Genomic DNA, 17096 nt, shown 5'->3' with positions numbered 1-17096 from the left:
GCATTCTGATATAAATAGCCATCTGGATGGCTAAATATCTGAACACAGAGTGTCACGCACGCGGCGCGGCTGCAACTGAAGAAAATTCAGCGATGATGAAATTAATTCATGTTGGGCTATTGCAGGGAGGCCCGCGCCTGGGCGATCTGGCTTTCCGACAGCGGAAGATAGCCAGCCTCGCTGACGCGCCGCTGTCCCTGCGCCGAGAGTACCTGCTGCAGGAAGGCGGCCACCAGTGGCGGCAGCGGTTTACCGGGCGCTTTATTGACGTAAAGGTAGAGCGGACGCGCCCAGGGGTAGCGGCCACTGCGGATGGCGTCCGCATCCGGGACGATGGACTGCCCCTGATCGTTGGTCACTGCCAGCATTTTTACCCCGCTGAGGTGAAAGCCGAAACTGGCGTAGCCGATGCTGCGTGAATTTCCGGCGACGGCCTGCACCACCGCCGCCGAGCCGGGAAACTCCGCGACGTCGCTGCGAAAATCGCCCCGGCACAGCGCCTGCTGCTTGAAGAATCCCCAGGTGCCGGAGGCGGAGTTACGGCCATAGCGCTGAATCGGACGGCTGCGCCACTGCGCCCCGGTTAAGCCGAGATCGCCCCAGCGCAGCGGCACATCGCGGGCGCCACACAGGCGGGTCACCGAAAAGATGGCGTCGAGCTGGCGGGGTGCGATCTGCTGCAGCGGGTTGCGCTGATTGACCACCACCACCAGCGCATCCATCGCCACCGGTACGGCCAGCGGAGGATAGCCGTAACGCGTTTCAAAGGCCTGACGTTCATCGGCCTGCATCGGGCGGCTCATCGGACCGAGCTGCGCCGCTCCCGCAGCCAGCGCGGTCGGGGCAGTAGAAGAACCCGAGGCCTGCACCTGTACGTTAACGCCCGGCACCTGACGGCTGAAATCTTCGCTCCACAGCGTCATCAGATAGCCGAGCGTATCAGAGCCCACGCTGCTGAGGTTGCCGGAAAGCGCACCGGGCTGGGCAAACGCCAGGCCCGGCAGCAGAGTCACAATCAGTAAAAGAAGGAGGCGCATCAGGGAGATCCGGCAGCGATTAATGAACGGCATTCTCCTGCATCATGCCGCTGACAATCAACCTTGCCGGCAGCGTAAAGGTAAAACAGGTCTCGCTGTATGGCACGCTGGTAATGTCGAGCCGCGCGTTGTGGTGGCTCAGCGCATGTTTTACAATCGCCAGCCCCAGCCCGCTGCCGCCGGTGGCCCGGGAGCGCGCTTTATCGACGCGATAGAAACGCTCGGTCAGCCGCGGAATATGCTCTGCCGCAATACCCGGCCCGTTATCGCACACCCGCAGGGTCGCGCCCTGTTTGCTGCGCAGCCAGCTGATATCGATCCGCGTGCCCGCAGGCGTGTGATTGACGGCGTTGTAAACCAGATTGGAGATGGCGCTGCGCAACTGCTCGTCGTTGCCGAACACCTTAAGATGGGGATCGGTGTGGAAATGGATCTCGTGGCGGCCACCGCTCAGCGTCGCCGCCTCATGCTGCAGCAGTTTCAGCATCACCGGTACGTCCACCTTCTCTTTCAGATCGATGGCCGGCGCGGCCTCAATGCGCGACAGCGTCAGCAGTTGCTTAACCAGACTGTCCATCCGCCGCGTCTGCTCTGACATGGTGTGCAGCGCTTTACTGCGCGAAGGTTCACTCATCACCGCGTCGTTCATCATCTCCAGATAACCCTGCAGCACCGTGAGTGGTGTGCGCAGCTCATGGCTGACGTTGGCAAAGAAGTTGCGGCGCGCGCCCTCCAGCTGGTGCATCTGCGTGACATCACGCGCCACCAGCAGCCACTGCCCTTCGCTGTAGGGCATCACGCGAAACTCCATGTGCAGTTTGTTGTTGAGCACCAGCGTCAGCGGCTTGTCAAAATCGCGCTGACGGAGATAGCGGGAAAACTCAGGATAACGCAGGAGATTGAGGATATTCTGGCCATTATCTTCCGGCCAGCGCAGGCCAAGATGCTGCTGCGCCAGCCCGTTGCACCAGAAAATCGTTCCCTCTTCCGTCGTCAGGATCACCGCATCCGGCAGCGACTCCGCCCCGCTGCGGAAACGCTTGATCAGATTACCCAGTTCGCGCCGCCGCCGCCGGTTTCGCAGCTGCATCTGATAGAGGCCATAAAACAGCGGTTCCCAGCTGGCACGCCCGGCGGGCGGCGTCATGGTGCGGTCAAGCCACAGCCAGTGCGACAGCCGCATCAGATTGTGAAAGTGCCACAACAGCACCGCCAGTACGCTCAGCAGCAGCCACCAGGCCAGGCCGCCGGTCAGCAGGCCCAGCAGCAGCCCCGGCAGGCAGGCCAGCAGCAGTTCTGCAAGTAATCTCTTCCAGGAGAGGCGTTCCAGCACGGTAAAAGCTCCGTTTAGTAGCGGGCAGAGAAACGATACCCTGTTCCACGAACGGTTTGTACCATGCGATCGTGGCCGGAGAGTTCCAGCGCTTTACGCAAACGGCGAATGTGGACATCAACCGTACGATCTTCCACATAGACATTGGTGCCCCAGACGTGGTTGAGCAGCTGTTCGCGGCTGTAAACCCGTTCCGGGTGGGTCATAAAGAAGTGCAGCAGTTTATATTCGGTAGGGCCCATTTCCAGCGGCGTGGTTTCGGACATCACGCGATGTGAGGAGGGATCCAGACTCAGCCCCTGCATCTCAATCACCTCTTCCACGGCCATCGGCGAAATACGCCGCATCACCGCCTTGATCCGCGCCATCAGCTCTTTCGGCGAAAAGGGCTTGGTGATGTAATCATCGGCGCCGACTTCCAGCCCGCGCACCCGATCTTCCTCTTCACCGCGCGCGGTGAGCATCATCACCGGAATATCGCGCGTCATCGCTTCGCGTTTCAGGTGTTTGATAAACTGAATGCCGCTGCCGCCGGGTAACATCCAGTCCAGTAAAATCAGGTCGGGCCAGGGTTCAATCAGCTTGCCCACGGCGCTGTCATAATCTTCCGCCTCAATCGGCTGATAGTCGTTCTGCTCCAGAACAAAACACAACATTTCGCGGATGGGGGCTTCATCCTCCACAACCAGAATGCGCTTAGCCATTATTACTCCTGCAGATTATGACGGCTGTCACTGAGATTCGCGGCGCCATTATGCGTCAGATTTGTGACACTTTTATGAAAAACATAACCTGCCTGTAACCTCGTGGGTAATCATTTATGACAGGGCCACGACATTTTTTTGCTTTGGCCGCAGAGCCCGTATAATCGCCGGGCGAATCACAACGGCAGGGACTCATCATGCGCATTATTCATACTGCGGACTGGCATCTGGGGCAGTTCTTCTACAACAAAAGCCGGGCGGCGGAACATCAGGCGTTTCTCGACTGGCTGCTGATCCAGATAGAACAGCATCAGGTGGATGCGCTGATTATCGCGGGCGATCTCTTCGACACCGGGACGCCGCCCAGCTATGCCCGCGAGATGTTTAACCGCTTTGTAGTCGCACTGCAGCCGACGGGCTGCCAGCTGGTCGTGCTGGCGGGCAACCACGACTCCGTTGCCACGCTGAATGAGTCGCGTGAACTGCTCGCCTGTCTCAATACCCGGGTGATCGCCACGCCGCAGGAGAATGACGACGTGCTGCTGCTCAGGACCCGCCAGGGCGAGCCGGGCGCACTGCTCTGCGCCATTCCCTATCTGCGTCCGCGCGATATCCTGCGCAGCCGGGCGGGCCAGTCGGGACGTGACAAGCAGACCTCGCTGCTGGAGGCGATCGCCGATCACTATCAGCAGCGTTTCGCCGCCGCGCAGGCGCTGGGCCATGCGCTGCCGATCATCGCGACCGGCCATCTCACCACCGTCGGCGTCAGCCAGAGCGATTCGGTGCGCGACATCTATATCGGCACGCTGGACGCCTTCCCCGCCAGCGCCTTCCCGGCGGCTGACTATATCGCGCTGGGCCATATCCATCGCGCTCAGCGCGTTGCGGGCAGCGAGCATATCCGCTACAGCGGCTCGCCGATTCCACTGAGTTTTGACGAGCTGGGCAGCGAAAAAAGCGTTTTTCTGCTCGAGCTGGCGGCCAGTGGTCTGCAATCCGTCACGCCACTGGTGGTGCCGCAGACGCAGCCGATGCGGATGCTGAAAGGATCGCTGGCGCAGATCGCCGAGCAGCTCAACGCCTTCAGCGCAGTTCAGCAGGCGAAGCCCACCTGGCTCGACATCGAAGTCACCACCCAGGAGTACCTCAGTGACCTGCAGCGGCAGGTCGAGAGCCTGACCGCCGCGCTGCCGGTAGAGGTCCTGCTGCTTCGCCGCAGCCGTGAACAGCGGCAGCAGAGCCTGGCGCGGCTCGACAATGAAACCCTGAATGAGCTGAAGGTGGAGGAGGTTTTCGCCCGCCGCCTGGCGCTGGATGAGGCGCTGGATGAGACGCAGATTGACGAGATGACCACCCTGTTCCGCCAGACGCTGGCCGCCATGGAAGAGACGCAATGAAGATCCTCACGCTCCGGTTTAAAAACCTCAATGCCCTGCGCGGTGAATGGTTCATCGACTTCCGTGCCGAACCTTTTGCCAGCAACGGCCTGTTCGCCATTACCGGTGCCACCGGGGCCGGTAAAACCACCCTGCTCGACGCCATCTGCCTGGCGCTCTATCACCAGACGCCGCGCCTGGGAGCGATATCCCAGAGCCAGAATGCGCTGATGACCCGCGACTGCGCGGAATGTCTCGCCGAAGTAGAGTTTGAGATCAAAGGGGAAGCCTGGCGCGCCTTCTGGAGCCAGAACCGCGCACGCGGTACCGCCGACGGCAAGCTGCAGGCGCCGCGCGTGGAGCTGGCGCGCTGCGCCGACAACGTCATTGTCGCCGATAAGGTCGGCGACAAGCTAAAGCTGATCGAAACCCTCTCCGGGCTCGATTTCGAGCGTTTTACCCGCTCAATGATGCTCTCTCAGGGGCAGTTCGCCGCCTTTCTCAACGCGAAGGCCAGCGAACGCGCCGAACTGCTGGAGGAGCTGACCGGCACAGAGATCTACGGCCTGATCTCCACCGCGATCTATGAGCGCCACAAAGAGGCGAAGACCCAGCTGGATCTGCTGCGCAGTCAGGCGGGCGCGATGGCCCTGCTGGATGACGCGGCGCGTGCGGCGCTGCAGCAGCAGCTCGCCGATCTCACCGAGGCGGAACAGCGGCTCAGCACACACTATCAGCAGGCTCAGCAGCAGCAGCAGTGGCAGCAGCAGACGCAGCAGCTTCAGCTGGAACATGAACAGGCGGAGGCCGCAGTTCAGCAGGCACAGGCAGCCTCACTGGCGGCAGAGGATGACCGTCAGCGGCTGGCCCGCAGCGAACCGGCAGAAAAACTGCGCAGCATCCTGCAGCAGCGCGACACGCTGCGCACCGATCAGCAGCAGATGGCGAGCCGCTGTCAGCAACGCACGGCGGACGCAGAGCAGGCACAGCAGCAGCAACAGCTGCATCAGCAGCACTACGCCGTCACCCAGACCGCCCGCCAGCAGGTGCTGCAGGAACAGCAGCAGCAGGAGAGTTTGCTGACTGACCAGGTGCTGCCGCTGGATCAGCAAATCGCAACGCTGCAGCAGTCGCTACAGGAACAGCAGCAGGAGAACAGCCGGCAGCAGCAGCATCTGGACCAGACGCAGCTCACCCTGACAGCGCAGACGCGTCAGGTCGCCGCCTGGCAGCAGGCGATGGCAGAACAGCATCAGTTACGTCAGCAGCTGGCCGATGTGGCACAGTGGGGTGCCGCTCTGCCCGTCTGGCAGGAGAACTTTGCGCTGCTGGCTCAGCGTGAGGCAACGCTGGCTGGCCTGGCACAGCAGGCTGAACAGCAGCAACAGCAGATCGCCGCGCAGCAGGCGCAGCTACAGCAGCAGGCACAACAGGCGCTGCCGCGTCAGCAGGCGGAACAACAGGCACGCGCGGCGCTGTCGCAGGCGGAGCAAGTGCTGACTTCGCTCCAGGAGCAGCATCCGCCAGCGGCGCTGCGTGAGGCGCAGAGCCAGTTGCAGCAGAGCCGTCCGGCCCGGCAGCAACTGCTGCTGCTCGCCACGCAGTGGCAGCCGCTGCACCTGCAGCTCGGTCAGCGCCAGCAGCGACTGAGCGCGCTGGAAAAAGCGCATCAGCAGAGCGAGGCGGAACTGCAGACCCTGCGCGAGACGTGGAAACGCGAAAAGCAGCAGCTGGACGATGTCGAAAAAATCTGTGCGCTGGAGCAGCAGATCGTCGATCTCAGCGATTACCGCGCGCGTCTCACCGCCGATCAGCCCTGCCCGCTCTGCGGCTCCTGTACGCATCCCGCTGTGGAGGCCTACAGTTCGCTGGAAGTAAGTGCTAACCAGCAGCGTAGGGCTGCGCTGCAGCAGCAGACAGAGGCTCTGCGTGAAGCGGGCACAGCCAGAGGAGAGCAGCTGAAACAATCCGCGCTGCAGCAACAGAGCCTGCGTGAGGAGATCGCGCAGACGCAGCAGCAGCTCGATCAGCTTGAAAAGCAATGGCAGGCGCTGAGCAGTAAGCTGGCACTCACCTTCCCGATTGCCGATAGCGAGGCGTTAGCCGCATGGCAGCAGCAGCAAAGCGAACGTGAAAGTCAGCTTGAGCAGCAGCGCCAGGCGCAGGAAGCCGCAGAACAGGCGCGTCAGGCTGCGAAAGATCACTACCTTCAGCAGTCGCAGGCCTGGCAGCAGCATCAGCAGGCTGAACAGCTCGCTCAGCAGTCGCTCACCAGCCTGCAGCAGTCGCTGGAGGCGCTGCAACTGCGTCAGCAGCAGGAGCAGCAGGCGTGGCAGACGCTACAGAGCCGTCTGGCACAGCAGTTCAGCGCTCACGATCTGACTCTCCCTGCCGCTGCCGATCGTGAAACCTGGCTGGCGACACAGCAGACGCGCTGGCAGCAGTGGCAGAAAAGTGAGCAACTGCTCACTAACCTTCAGCCTCAGCTGCTTAAAGGGGAAACTCAGCTCACTGCCCTGCAGCAGCAGGCGGAGCAGGAACAGCAGCAGCTCGCCGCCCGTCTGCAACAGCAGCAGCAGAGCCAGACGCAGCTCAGCGAAATGCGGCAGCAGCGCCAGGCGCTGTTTGGCGATCGCGATGTTGCACACGCCCGTCAGCAGATGCAGGCGCGTGTTCAGCAGTGCGATGAACAACTGACGCAGCAGCTGACCGCCCTGCAGCAGGTGCAGGCGGAGGTCAGTCGCCTGCAGGGTGAGTGCTCGGCGCTGGAAGCTCAGCGTCAGAGTCTCTGCCACAAACGGGCGGAGGCGGAAACGGCCCTGCGCCAGGCCCTGGAGCACGCCGGCTTTGCGGATGAAGAGCACCTGCGCGCGGCGCTGCTGGATGAGCAGACGGCCGTGCAACTGCGCCAGCAGCTACAGCAGCTTGATCAGCAATGTCAGCAGCAGCAGGCTCGTCTGGCGGATCTGGCGCAGCGACTGGCGGCCCATCAGCAGGCCAGGCCCGCCGCGATGCCGGAATCGGCCACTGCGCTGGCAGAGCAGCTGGAACAGTTACGGCTGGCACTGCGTGACAACGCCAGTCAGCAGGGGCAGATTCAGCAGCAGCTCAACAGCGATGCCAGCCTGCGCGCCCGGCAGCAGAGCCTGATGACGCAGATCGAACAGGATAGCGTGGCGCTGGCGCAGTGGAGCCTGCTCAACGATCTGATCGGCTCCGCCAGCGGCGATAAGTTCCGGCGTTTCGCTCAGGGATTAACGCTGGATCACCTGGTGGCGCTGGCGAACCGCCAGCTTGACCGGCTGCATGGCCGCTATCTGCTGCAGCGCCGTGCCCAGGATCAGCTTGAGCTGGATGTGGTTGATACCTGGCAGGCCGACGCTGCGCGTGATACCCGCACGCTGTCGGGTGGTGAGAGCTTCCTGGTCAGCCTGGCGCTGGCGCTGGCGCTGTCCGATCTGGTCAGCCATAAAACACGCATCGAATCGCTGTTCCTGGATGAGGGGTTTGGCACGCTGGATGCCCGGACGCTCGACACCGCGCTGGATGCGCTGGATGCGCTCAACGCCAGCGGTAAAACGATTGGGGTGATCAGCCACGTAGAGGCAATGAAAGAGCGCATTCCGGTGCAGATTAAAGTGCGAAAAATGAATGGATTAGGTTACAGCCAGCTGGAACTGCCGCAGGGATAACGGGCACGTATCACTAAAATGCCTGCCCTGCTCATCGATCGCATGGCATAAACATCACAGGGAATTTCGGGTCCTCTCAGGCGATAAAATAGCTAACCCGGGCAGGACTCGAAATCCGCACTGTGTCAGACGACAGACGACAGACGACAGAGATGATTCGATGTTAAGGCAGGCCTGCGGACTAATCCTGCTAAACAGACAGAACCTGCCCCACGCCTCATCACTCTGTGCCTTCAGCGCGTTTTAATTAACGCATTTTCCTTCCCGATCAATTCAGGGCCGGATGTTTATGCAGATAATCCGGTTTCCGACGCAGGGAGCAGGAAGCCGACGCATGGAAGACAGGAAAAAAGAAAACCGCTCTTATCATCGCCCGGCCTGGAATGACCACGGGCGGTTTCACTTCGAACTCATCTGTCACCCCAAAGAAGAAGATGCCCGTGCAACGGCTCCCGTGGATCGCTCCCGGTCAGTTTACAGCGACCTGTCGGACGCCCTGGTATTCACGGTCCGCTCCATAATAAAAATCGCGCAGCAGGTGCCCGCACCATGAGAAAGCTCCCTCTTCAGCTGCTTTTCCCGCTGGCGATAGTCCTGCTGGCGGCAGGGTTCTCTATTCACAACTACGTGACGTTTGTGCATACGCCACCGGCGTTAACGGACAAGGAGAAACGTAGGGTCGATACCCTGTTTGCCACCACCAGAGCCCAGTGTGTGGGGCGCTATGTATTTGAGGTTCCGGCCTCGTTTGAAAATACCCTCACGGACCGCGCTCAGATCAATGAAGTCAGCATCAGCAGCAGGCGGCTCTACCCGCCGGCGTTTGCACAGCGTATCCGGCTGCGGGAGCAGGAGCTGCAGAACGGGCACACAGTGAGAAAAGTGGATCAGCCTTTTCTTAAACAGGTGTACCGGATGAGTGAAAACGCGGTGATATTTGATCGCAATACAAATGAGAGTGAGGCTGGCTTTGGCCGCATTCTGGAGGGGCACCTGTACGCTGACGGGGTAGCATTTATTCTCACTCAAGAAATCAACGATTTGTCAGATCCTAAATATCAGGAAAGTAAAGAAAGCTTAATCAGGGCTGGTGTAAATACATATTCTCTTAACACTAAATCCCGGAAGCTGGCTGAGCTGCAGGATTTAATGTCGCGCCTGAGCGGGCGTAAAGATGATGAAATACCGGCTCAGCCCGGCACCTGCATTTCACAGGGATTTATCCGCGACGGTAAGGGGACGCCACAGGAAGATATCACTTTTATTTACCCCCATAATCCGATCTTTTCTTTCGTCGTCTGGAGCAATAATGCCTTAAAAGAGAGTACCGACATGATGGAGCGAAGCGGTGAAATCCAGTCTTATCTTTCAGGAATTAACGCCAGAACGCTGCGTAAGGAAAAGAAACAGATTGCTGACTTTGCGGCCAGCGAATGGCTTGCCACTGCGCCTTCAGAACAATCTCCGGATAATCCGACAGCACAGTTACTGTTTACTGCCATAGCCAATGAGAAAACAGCAGACTTCAGGCATCCCAATCTTGACCTGACGCTCAGCAATCACGCCCTGCCTCCCCCGGCTTACAGTGAAGCAGAACTGGTAGAGATATGGGACCGCATCACCCGCTCCTTCCGCATCAGAAATAATGCGTTCTGAGTAACGGGCGCCAGAGCGCCCGTCAGAGTCTGATCAGCGGACGCTGGCGAGTCTGTAACGTGGTCCGGTCAGCAAACCACCCTGCTCGTTGTGCGCCAGCAGACGATCGCTGGTCAGCGACGCGGTTACCAGAAAGCGTGCCGCAAAGGCATATTTTCTCTTCATTTCTAATCCATGAGTTAAAGAAGAGGTCATCCGCTCAGGTGCGGTAAATTCTGGTTCTGCCGACAGTCAGAGGAATGCCATAGCATTCATCAGGCCGCGCTGTAAACTGTCGGCAGCAGACCGCCAGATCTTTCAGGGAAATTAGCCATTTAAATGAATTTAATTAATGTAATGAAGGGAGTATTGCCTGGGGTAATTATTGCAATTTCACTCAGCGCCTGTCAGCAAACGCCTGTAAAGAAAAAGAATAGCGTGGCAAATCTCTGTGATATCGCACGGGACCCTGACAGCAAAGCCTGTCACTGGACTAATCAAATGCAGCCAGTCCTGAACCAGCAGTTCAGCGATGCGTCGCGTTACGCGGGTCAGCAATGTCTGGTGCGGATGGAGTGGCAGCCGAGTGGACGGTATGCGGTAACGCAGACCGAAGGCAATGAGGCGCTCTGCCTGCGCGCCTGGCAACTGGTGGCACAGAGCCGCGATCTGCCGCCTCCGCCGGAACCGGATCAGCCAGCGTGGTTTGGCTTTGCACCTTAGCGTTAGCTGGCCAGCCCCTCCTGCCGCCACTGACGCGGACTGATGCCAAACCAGCGGCGAAAGGCGCGTGAGAATGCACTGACTTCGGAGTAGCCCAGCAACAGGGCCATCTCCGAGATAGGCAGCTGTTTCTGCTGCAGATAGTGTGTGGCCATTTCGCAGCGCACCTGATCCACCAGCGCGCTGAAGCTGCAGCCCTCTTCACGCAGCCGCCGCTGCAGTGACCAGCTCGACAGGCCGAGTTTATCGGCCACCTCCTCCAGCACCGGTTCGCCCTGCATCAGCGATAAGTTAACCTGCGAACGGGCCAGCTCGATCATGCTCTGCTGCGACGTGCCCCGGTTGAGCCGCCGGATCGCATCCTGCATCACCATCAACAGGATCGGATCGCTTTCCGGCATCGCACGCAGCAGATCGCGCTTCGGGATCACCAGCGAGTTAAATGGCTGATCGAACCAGACCGGCGCATCGAACACTTTGCAGTGATCGTGCCACTGGCCGGGACGCGGATGCTCAAAGTGCACCTCACGCGGAGCCCAGTGGCGGCCCGCGACGTGGCGGATCAGGTTCATAAACATGCCCAGCGTCAGCTCGGCATCCTGGCGGCGAGAGAGGATGGCACCGTGCCGCACCTGATAGTCAAGCCGCCAGCACTCGCCCTTATCCACCAGACGGGTCAGCGTATCGTGCTGATGCCAGGGAAACGCGGCTACCACGTTTTGCAGCGCCTGCTCCAGGGTGTCGGAGCAGAGGCCAATGTAGCCGATCAGGCCTAATGACTGCGGTTTAAACTGCCTGCCGTAGTGCAAACCGAAGTTATCAGATCCGGAGTGGCGCGCCGCCTCTTCCAGCACCCGACAGTAGTTCACCAGCCCCAGGCTCAGCGTCGGGCTGGCCAGCCGTTCCGGATCGATGCCGCTGATGCCGAAGATGCGATCGGCATCGCCGCCCTGCGTATAGATAAACTCGCTTAATCCGGTCGCTGCCGCAGCCAGCACGCCGTGATTGCCTGCCCCTGTCGCGGCAGAGCAGGCAGCAAACGCATCGGGTTTTATCAGTGTCGGATTCATGGTCGCCTCTGTCAGATTCAGGTGGATCACCCTCACCGAACTCTGAGCAAGTTCCATACCAGGTCCCCGCAACCCTGAATGCGGCCTGCGGGCGGCCCGGTAGGCGCAGAAACCTGTTAACCGGCACTGCGGCGGCGCAGGGACGCCCGCCGCTGGTGCATCAGGCGCCGACCGGCAGCGCACTGCCCGCCAGATAACGGCGGCAGAGGCGCACCGAGTGGCTGGCCCATTCCGGCCCGAGGCTGCGCGCCATTTCCGTTTCCGCATGCGATCCCACCCAGGCGGTGAGCTGGATACGGCGCTGGATCAGCAGCGCGGGCAGCACGGCTATCTCTGCATCACTGATATGCGCCACCTGCTCATAACCGCGGATCCAGTGTTCGATCCACTCTGGCGCGCGCGGATGGTGCTCCACAAAACTGATCGCCGCCGCCAGATCGTGCAGATACCAGCCCAGCCCGCAGTCGTCGAAGTCGATCACCCGCGTCTCCCCTTTGTGCAGCAGAAGGTTGGTCAGCCGCAGATCGGCATGGATCAGGCCATAGCGATCCGATCCCTTGCCAAACTGCGCCAGTGCCGATCCCACCTGCGCGATCGCCTGCTCTACCACGCCGTGATCGGCGGCAGGGAGATTGGGCGCATCCTGCCAGCGTCCCCAGTGACTGCGGGCGCTGGTCATGGTGTCGTGATCCCAGATAATACGGCGGAAACCCGCAGGCGGCTGCCACTGTTTGCTGTGCTGATGCAGCCGCGCGGTAATCTGGCCGAGCTGCTGAAAAGCGCGGGGATCGACCTCGGTCGTGGGCATCTCCCCCTCGATCCAGTGAAACAGCACGGCGTAACGCTCTCCGCCATCCGGCAGCCGCAGCGTCAGGACCTTTTCGCCCGTCTTATCCGGCACCGCTTCCGGCACCATGATGCCGGTTTCGCGCAGCGCATCGAGCCACAGCAGTTCGCTGGCGATGTCTGCCTTCTGATGATAATCGCCACGGTGCAGCCTCAGCGCATAACGGCGGCCAGCGGCCTGCAGCAGAAAGGTGGCGTTCTCCGATCGGCACAGCAGGCTGAGCGTGCCCTGCAGCGCGGCGGGATAACAGGCCAGCGCCTGCCGGGCCATCAGGGTCAGTTGGGAATCATTCAGATTGTCATATTGTTTAGCGCTCATCACTCCGGCTCCTGGTCACTTGCGTGAACTCAGCATGCGTCGCCGGCTGCGGCGCTGCTTGACCTCAGAAGAGACAAAGTTGACCGCAGCGTGCAGCCAGCCCGGTTGCTGCCGCTGAGTTGACCGCGGAGGACAGAAATCACTGCGCCTGCGTCAAGTCGCGCCGCGCCGGGCTTCGGCATTATCACTGCTTTAGCGTCATGGCGGTGTAACGCCGCGTGAGACCAACAACGACGGGGATAACGGTATGACAGACAGACTCAAGCCCACGCTGGGCACGCTGCATCTGTGGGGAATTGCGGTTGGCCTGGTGATCTCAGGCGAATACTTTGGCTGGAGCTATGGCTGGGCCGTGGCGGGCACGCTGGGATTTATGGTGACCACCGCGCTGATCGCCACGCTCTATACCTGCTTTATTTTCAGCTTCACCGAACTGACCACCGCGATCCCCCATGCGGGCGGCCCCTTTGCCTACAGCCGCCGCGCCTTTGGCGAAACCGGCGGGCTGATCGCCGGTCTGGCGACGCTGATTGAGTTTGTTTTTGCGCCCCCGGCGATTGCCATGGCGATCGGAGCCTATCTCAACGTGCAGTATCCCGCTCTTAACCCGAAAACTGCGGCGGTGGGCGCCTATCTGCTGTTTATGACGCTGAATATTCTCGGCGTGAAGCTGGCGGCGATGTTTGAGCTGGTGGTGACCGTACTGGCGGTGCTGGAGCTGCTGGTATTTATGGGCGTCGTCTCACCCGGCTTCAGCCTGGCTAACTTTACCGCACACGGCTGGGCGGGCAGCGACAGTTTCGGTCTGCCCGCCTTCTCCGGCATTTTCGCCGCGATTCCTTTTGCCATCTGGTTTTTCCTCGCCATCGAGGGCGCGGCGATGGCGGCTGAAGAGGCGAAAGATCCGAAGCGAACCATTCCCCGCGCCTACATCAGCGGGATTCTGACGCTGGTGGTGCTGGCGATTGGTGTGATGCTGCTCGCGGGCGGCGCAGGCGACTGGCGGAAACTCTCCGATATCAATGACCCGCTGCCGCAGGCGATGAAAATGATTGTCGGCGAACATTCGACCTGGATGCATATGCTGGTCTGGATCGGGCTGTTTGGCCTGATTGCCAGCTTCCACGGCATTATCCTCGGCTATTCCCGCCAGTTTTTCGCCCTGGCTCGCGCGGGCTATCTGCCACCCTCTCTGGCAAAACTGTCGCGTTTCCATACGCCGCATCGGGCCATTATTCTCGGCGGCGTCGTGGGTATTGCAGCGATCTACAGCGACGGCGTGATTAATCTGCAGGGAATGACGCTGACGGCGGCGATGATTACGCTGGCAGTGTTTGGCGCAATTGTGATGTATATCATGAGCATGCTGAGCCTGTTTAAACTGCGGCGCAGCGCGCCGGAGATGGCGCGCAGTTTCCGGGCGCCTGGCTATCCGGTGGTGCCTGGCATCGCCCTGCTGCTGTCGGTGGTCTGCCTGCTGGCGATGCTCTGGTTCAACCCGGTGATTGGCGCGCTGTTTGTTGCCATTATGCTGGCAGGCTGGCTCTACTTTCTGGCGACCAAAACGCAGCGCGCGCAGGCTCCGCAGGACAGTATGCTGGTGGGCGAATAGCGGCGGCTCAGTCGCGCAACAGTGATGAACGATTCAGCGCCTGACATCGGGCGCTGAATCGCCAGCGAAGATCCCGGCATCAGCCGTGCAGCGGCCAGAGCCACGCGGCACCGCGCACGCCGCTGGAGTCGCCATGCTGCGCCTTGCAAACCGGCGTTTCGCACTCGCCGCCAAACACCCACGTCTTCATCAGCAGCGGCACGGTCTGGTAGAGACGATCCACATTGCTCATGCCGCCGCCCAGCACGATGATATCGGGATCGATCAGGTTCACCACATGCGCCAGCGATTTCGCCAGCCGGATCTCATAGCGGCTCATCGCCAGCCCGGCGATCGGATCCTTCTGCGCCAGCAGCGAGACGATCTCCGCCCCTTTGCGATGAACCCCGCTCAGCCGCTGGTAGTCGATGCCAAAGCCGGTGCCGGACACAAAGGTCTCTATGCAGCCCTTCTGACCGCAGTAACAGGGGACCTCCTCACGATAACGCAGTTCATCCTCATCCATCCACGGCAGCGGATTGTGGCCCCACTCACCGGCGTTGCCGTTGCCCCCGATGCGTGATTCTCCGTTGATCGCCACGCCCGCGCCCGATCCGGTGCCGATGATCACGGCGAAGACGACCGATCGACCGGCCCCGGCCCCGTCGATCGCTTCCGACACCGCCAGGCAGTTGGCGTCGTTGGCGATACGCACCTCCCGGTTCAGCATCCTGGCCAGATCCTTGTCCAGCGGCTGACCGTTCAGCCAGGTCGAGTTGGCATTTTTTACCCGCTTTGTGTAGGGCGAAAGTGAGCCAGGGATCCCGATGCCGACCGTGCCGGTTTCGCCGGTTTTCTGCTCGGCCAGGAAAACCAGATCGACAATCGTCTGCACGGTTGCCTGATAATCATCACGCGGGGTATTCACCCGCTGTCGGAACAGCGCCTCTCCCTTATCTGACAACGCGATGACTTCTGTCTTGGTGCCGCCGAGATCGATGCCTATACGCAAGGTGAATTCCTCGTTGATGAGTCAGGTGAGAAATACAGTAAAAGGGCTCTGCCGGAAAGGCAATGAAACCACGCCCATGTTTCGTTATCATGCGCGCTGACTCTCGCAGACTTGTGCGCCCGATCGCGCTACGGTAAGGAATCCCGATGTTGTGGTTTAAAAATATGATGGTTTATCGTCTGAATCGTGACATTCCGTTGTCCGCAGATGAGATGGAAAAACAGCTCGACGCTTTCACGTTTTCGCCCTGTGGCAGTCAGGATATGAGCAAGACGGGCTGGGTCCCGCCGATGGGCAACCGCAGCGACGCCCTGACCCATGAAAATAAGGGTCAGATCGTAATCTGCGCCCGCAAAGAAGAGAAAATTCTGCCTTCGCCGGTGGTGAAACAGGCGCTGGAAGCGAAAATCGACAAGCTGGAAGCAGAGCAGAGCCGTAAGCTGAAGAAGACCGAAAAAGATTCGCTGAAAGATGAAGTGCTGCACAGCCTGCTGCCGCGCGCCTTCAGCCGTTTCAGCCAGACCTTTATGTGGATCGACACGGTCAACAACCTGATTATGGTGGACTGTGCCAGCGCGAAAAAAGCGGAAGATACGCTGGCGCTGCTGCGCAAAAGTCTGGGTTCCCTGCCGGTGGTGCCCCTGACGCTGGAAAACCCGATTGAGCTGACCCTGACCGAATGGGTGCGTTCGGGCGATCTGCCCGCCGGTTTTGCGCTGATGGACGAAGCGGAGCTGAAAGCCCTGCTGGAAGATGGCGGCGTGATCCGCTGCAAAAAACAGGATCTGGTATGCGATGAGATCGCCAACCATATCGAAGCGGGCAAAGTCGTAACCAAACTGGCCCTCGACTGGCAGGAGCGTATTCAGTTCGTGCTGGCCGACGATGGTTCAGTGAAGCGCCTGAAGTTCAGCGATACGCTGCGCGACCAGAATGACGACATCGACCGCGAAGATTTTGCCCAGCGCTTCGATGCGGACTTTATCCTGATGACCTGCGAACTGGCCGCCCTGACCAGCAATCTGGTGGAAGCACTCGGCGGCGAAGCTCAGCGTTAAGTCACCCGGCGGCATCACTCAGGCACGGTCTGCCCGCATTGGCGGTAAGATCCGGTCAGGGCTGAAACACGCTCAGATCGGCGGGACGTAAAATGTCATCCGGGGCGGGACGTTCCTGGTCTGGACCTGTTACCGGGGCGTAACGCATGTTTATTGCTGCCTGAATCACCCGGTGCGCGGTTCGCCGCAAACTAAAAGGGCCGCTGAGCGGCCCTTTTTTTAACCTTTCAGGTAACGGCAGAGATAGGAGCTGGGTTCGCCGACCTGCAGATGAAATTCGCTGTGGCCGGGCACGTTAAACACTGAACCCGCTTCAAACCATTTCCATTCGGTTTCGCCTGGCAGCAGCACCTTAAGCGAACCGCTGACCACGGTCATCTCTTCCGGCTGGCCGGTTCCGAAGGTATATTCCCCTTCTGCCATCACCCCCACGCTGGCACGGCCCGTGCTCGCACTATCAAAACCGATAGACTTAACTTTTCCGTCAAAATACTCACTGATGTTGAGCATAACCGTTCTCCAGAGCACATGTGTGTGTCTGGCAGTGTAGAAGGGAACCTGCTGATCTGTCACGCGAAATCATGGCCGTTTGTGATCTCTTCAGCCGGGCCGGGCAAGGAGCCGGAAATCGCCCTGATACGAGGGGGAAAGGAGGGAATAAGCGGAGAAAGGACACAGACGCAATGTCAGGTGGCTGTGA

General features: G+C 60.2%; 15 protein-coding genes. 7 read left to right on the top strand and 8 right to left on the bottom strand.

What is annotated here, in order from left to right:
- Positions 1 to 116: 116 nt before the first annotated feature.
- The 3 genes from ACR6AS_RS00520 to phoB are packed head-to-tail and all read right to left on the bottom strand — an operon-like array spanning position 117 to position 3074.
- On the bottom strand, positions 117 to 1037 hold the full coding sequence (locus ACR6AS_RS00520) for a PstS family phosphate ABC transporter substrate-binding protein (RefSeq protein WP_434160771.1): 921 nt from the start codon (positions 1035 to 1037) through the stop codon (positions 117 to 119).
- Positions 1038 to 1056: 19 nt separating this feature from the next.
- A complete protein-coding gene (gene phoR / locus ACR6AS_RS00515) occupies positions 1057 to 2370 on the bottom strand; it encodes a phosphate regulon sensor histidine kinase PhoR (protein ID WP_111140018.1) in 1314 nt (437 codons plus the stop codon).
- A 14-nt stretch (positions 2371 to 2384) separates the two neighbouring features.
- Entirely contained in the window at positions 2385 to 3074 is a 690-nt protein-coding gene (gene phoB, locus ACR6AS_RS00510) for a phosphate response regulator transcription factor PhoB (RefSeq protein WP_111140019.1), read from the bottom strand.
- 197 nt (positions 3075 to 3271) lie between these two features.
- Between phoB and sbcD the strand changes: the two genes are divergently transcribed.
- From sbcD to ACR6AS_RS00490, 4 genes are all read left to right on the top strand, one after another.
- Complete coding sequence (gene sbcD / locus ACR6AS_RS00505) at positions 3272 to 4471, top strand: exonuclease subunit SbcD (protein WP_293770894.1); 1200 nt, start codon at positions 3272 to 3274, stop codon at positions 4469 to 4471.
- Positions 4468 to 8142 carry an AAA family ATPase gene (locus ACR6AS_RS00500; protein WP_367396127.1) on the top strand — a complete coding sequence of 1225 codons (3675 nt, stop codon included), beginning with the start codon at positions 4468 to 4470 and terminating at the stop codon, positions 8140 to 8142. Before sbcD ends, ACR6AS_RS00500 begins: the two co-directional genes overlap by 4 nt.
- A gap of 334 nt (positions 8143 to 8476) precedes the next feature.
- Complete coding sequence (locus ACR6AS_RS00495; protein WP_367396126.1) at positions 8477 to 8695, top strand: hypothetical protein; 219 nt, start codon at positions 8477 to 8479, stop codon at positions 8693 to 8695.
- Positions 8692 to 9798, top strand: a complete 1107-nt coding sequence (locus ACR6AS_RS00490; protein ID WP_434160768.1) for a T6SS immunity protein Tli4 family protein — start codon at positions 8692 to 8694, stop codon at positions 9796 to 9798. Before ACR6AS_RS00495 ends, ACR6AS_RS00490 begins: the two co-directional genes overlap by 4 nt.
- Before the next feature lie 33 nt (positions 9799 to 9831).
- Here the strand turns inward: ACR6AS_RS00490 and ACR6AS_RS00485 are convergent, their stop codons facing one another.
- Positions 9832 to 9963 (bottom strand): hypothetical protein, encoded by a 132-nt coding sequence (locus ACR6AS_RS00485; RefSeq protein WP_367396124.1) that lies wholly within the window; start codon positions 9961 to 9963, stop codon positions 9832 to 9834.
- 315 nt (positions 9964 to 10278) lie between these two features.
- On the opposite strand from ACR6AS_RS00485, the gene ACR6AS_RS00480 reads away from it, so the two are divergent.
- Positions 10279 to 10500, top strand: a complete 222-nt coding sequence (locus ACR6AS_RS00480; RefSeq protein ID WP_233498984.1) for a cell envelope integrity TolA C-terminal domain-containing protein — start codon at positions 10279 to 10281, stop codon at positions 10498 to 10500.
- Between the two features lie 2 nt (positions 10501 to 10502).
- Here ACR6AS_RS00480 and qhpR read toward each other — a convergent pair whose 3' ends face one another.
- The gene (gene qhpR, locus ACR6AS_RS00475; protein WP_418797355.1) at positions 10503 to 11570 is read right to left on the bottom strand and encodes an AraC-like transcriptional regulator QhpR; all 1068 of its coding nucleotides are present in this window, start codon (positions 11568 to 11570) and stop codon (positions 10503 to 10505) included.
- Positions 11571 to 11730: 160 nt separating this feature from the next.
- Positions 11731 to 12735, bottom strand: a complete 1005-nt coding sequence (locus ACR6AS_RS00470; protein ID WP_367396122.1) for a phosphotransferase enzyme family protein — start codon at positions 12733 to 12735, stop codon at positions 11731 to 11733.
- Between the two features lie 247 nt (positions 12736 to 12982).
- Here ACR6AS_RS00470 and eat point away from each other — a divergent pair, with 247 nt between their 5' ends.
- The gene (eat, locus tag ACR6AS_RS00465; protein ID WP_434160766.1) at positions 12983 to 14347 is read left to right on the top strand and encodes an ethanolamine permease; all 1365 of its coding nucleotides are present in this window, start codon (positions 12983 to 12985) and stop codon (positions 14345 to 14347) included.
- A 79-nt stretch (positions 14348 to 14426) separates the two neighbouring features.
- Here the strand turns inward: eat and mak are convergent, their stop codons facing one another.
- Entirely contained in the window at positions 14427 to 15338 is a 912-nt protein-coding gene (gene mak, locus ACR6AS_RS00460) for a fructokinase (protein WP_293770906.1), read from the bottom strand.
- Between the two features lie 146 nt (positions 15339 to 15484).
- On the opposite strand from mak, the gene rdgC reads away from it, so the two are divergent.
- Positions 15485 to 16396, top strand: coding sequence for a recombination-associated protein RdgC (rdgC, locus tag ACR6AS_RS00455; RefSeq protein WP_434160764.1), 912 nt, complete (start codon positions 15485 to 15487; stop codon positions 16394 to 16396).
- 219 nt (positions 16397 to 16615) lie between these two features.
- On the opposite strand, the gene ppnP is transcribed toward rdgC, so the two are convergent.
- Positions 16616 to 16906, bottom strand: coding sequence for a pyrimidine/purine nucleoside phosphorylase (gene ppnP, locus ACR6AS_RS00450; RefSeq protein ID WP_111140886.1), 291 nt, complete (start codon positions 16904 to 16906; stop codon positions 16616 to 16618).
- Positions 16907 to 17096: the final 190 nt, after the last annotated feature.

Source organism: Pantoea phosphatilytica (assembly GCF_051025615.1).
In the GTDB taxonomy this organism is placed as follows: Bacteria; Pseudomonadota; Gammaproteobacteria; order Enterobacterales; family Enterobacteriaceae; genus Pantoea.
This window is presented reverse-complemented; position numbering and strand designations above follow the sequence as displayed.

Excerpts from the sequence above, each read along its gene's own strand:
- ACR6AS_RS00490 (WP_434160768.1), top strand. The coding sequence starts at position 8,692 with ATGAGAAAGCTCCCTCTTCAGCTGCTTTTCCCGCTGGCGATAGTCCTG.
- rdgC (WP_434160764.1), top strand. The coding sequence starts at position 15,485 with ATGTTGTGGTTTAAAAATATGATGGTTTATCGTCTGAATCGTGACATT.
- ACR6AS_RS00495 (WP_367396126.1), top strand. The coding sequence starts at position 8,477 with ATGGAAGACAGGAAAAAAGAAAACCGCTCTTATCATCGCCCGGCCTGG.
- phoB (WP_111140019.1), bottom strand. The coding sequence starts at position 3,074 with ATGGCTAAGCGCATTCTGGTTGTGGAGGATGAAGCCCCCATCCGCGAA.
- ACR6AS_RS00520 (WP_434160771.1), bottom strand. The coding sequence starts at position 1,037 with ATGCGCCTCCTTCTTTTACTGATTGTGACTCTGCTGCCGGGCCTGGCG.
- ACR6AS_RS00485 (WP_367396124.1), bottom strand. The coding sequence starts at position 9,963 with ATGAAGAGAAAATATGCCTTTGCGGCACGCTTTCTGGTAACCGCGTCG.
- ACR6AS_RS00480 (WP_233498984.1), top strand. The coding sequence starts at position 10,279 with ATGCAGCCAGTCCTGAACCAGCAGTTCAGCGATGCGTCGCGTTACGCG.
- sbcD (WP_293770894.1), top strand. The coding sequence starts at position 3,272 with ATGCGCATTATTCATACTGCGGACTGGCATCTGGGGCAGTTCTTCTAC.
- qhpR (WP_418797355.1), bottom strand. The coding sequence starts at position 11,570 with ATGAATCCGACACTGATAAAACCCGATGCGTTTGCTGCCTGCTCTGCC.
- ppnP (WP_111140886.1), bottom strand. The coding sequence starts at position 16,906 with ATGCTCAACATCAGTGAGTATTTTGACGGAAAAGTTAAGTCTATCGGT.
- eat (WP_434160766.1), top strand. The coding sequence starts at position 12,983 with ATGACAGACAGACTCAAGCCCACGCTGGGCACGCTGCATCTGTGGGGA.
- ACR6AS_RS00500 (WP_367396127.1), top strand. The coding sequence starts at position 4,468 with ATGAAGATCCTCACGCTCCGGTTTAAAAACCTCAATGCCCTGCGCGGT.
- ACR6AS_RS00470 (WP_367396122.1), bottom strand. The coding sequence starts at position 12,735 with ATGAGCGCTAAACAATATGACAATCTGAATGATTCCCAACTGACCCTG.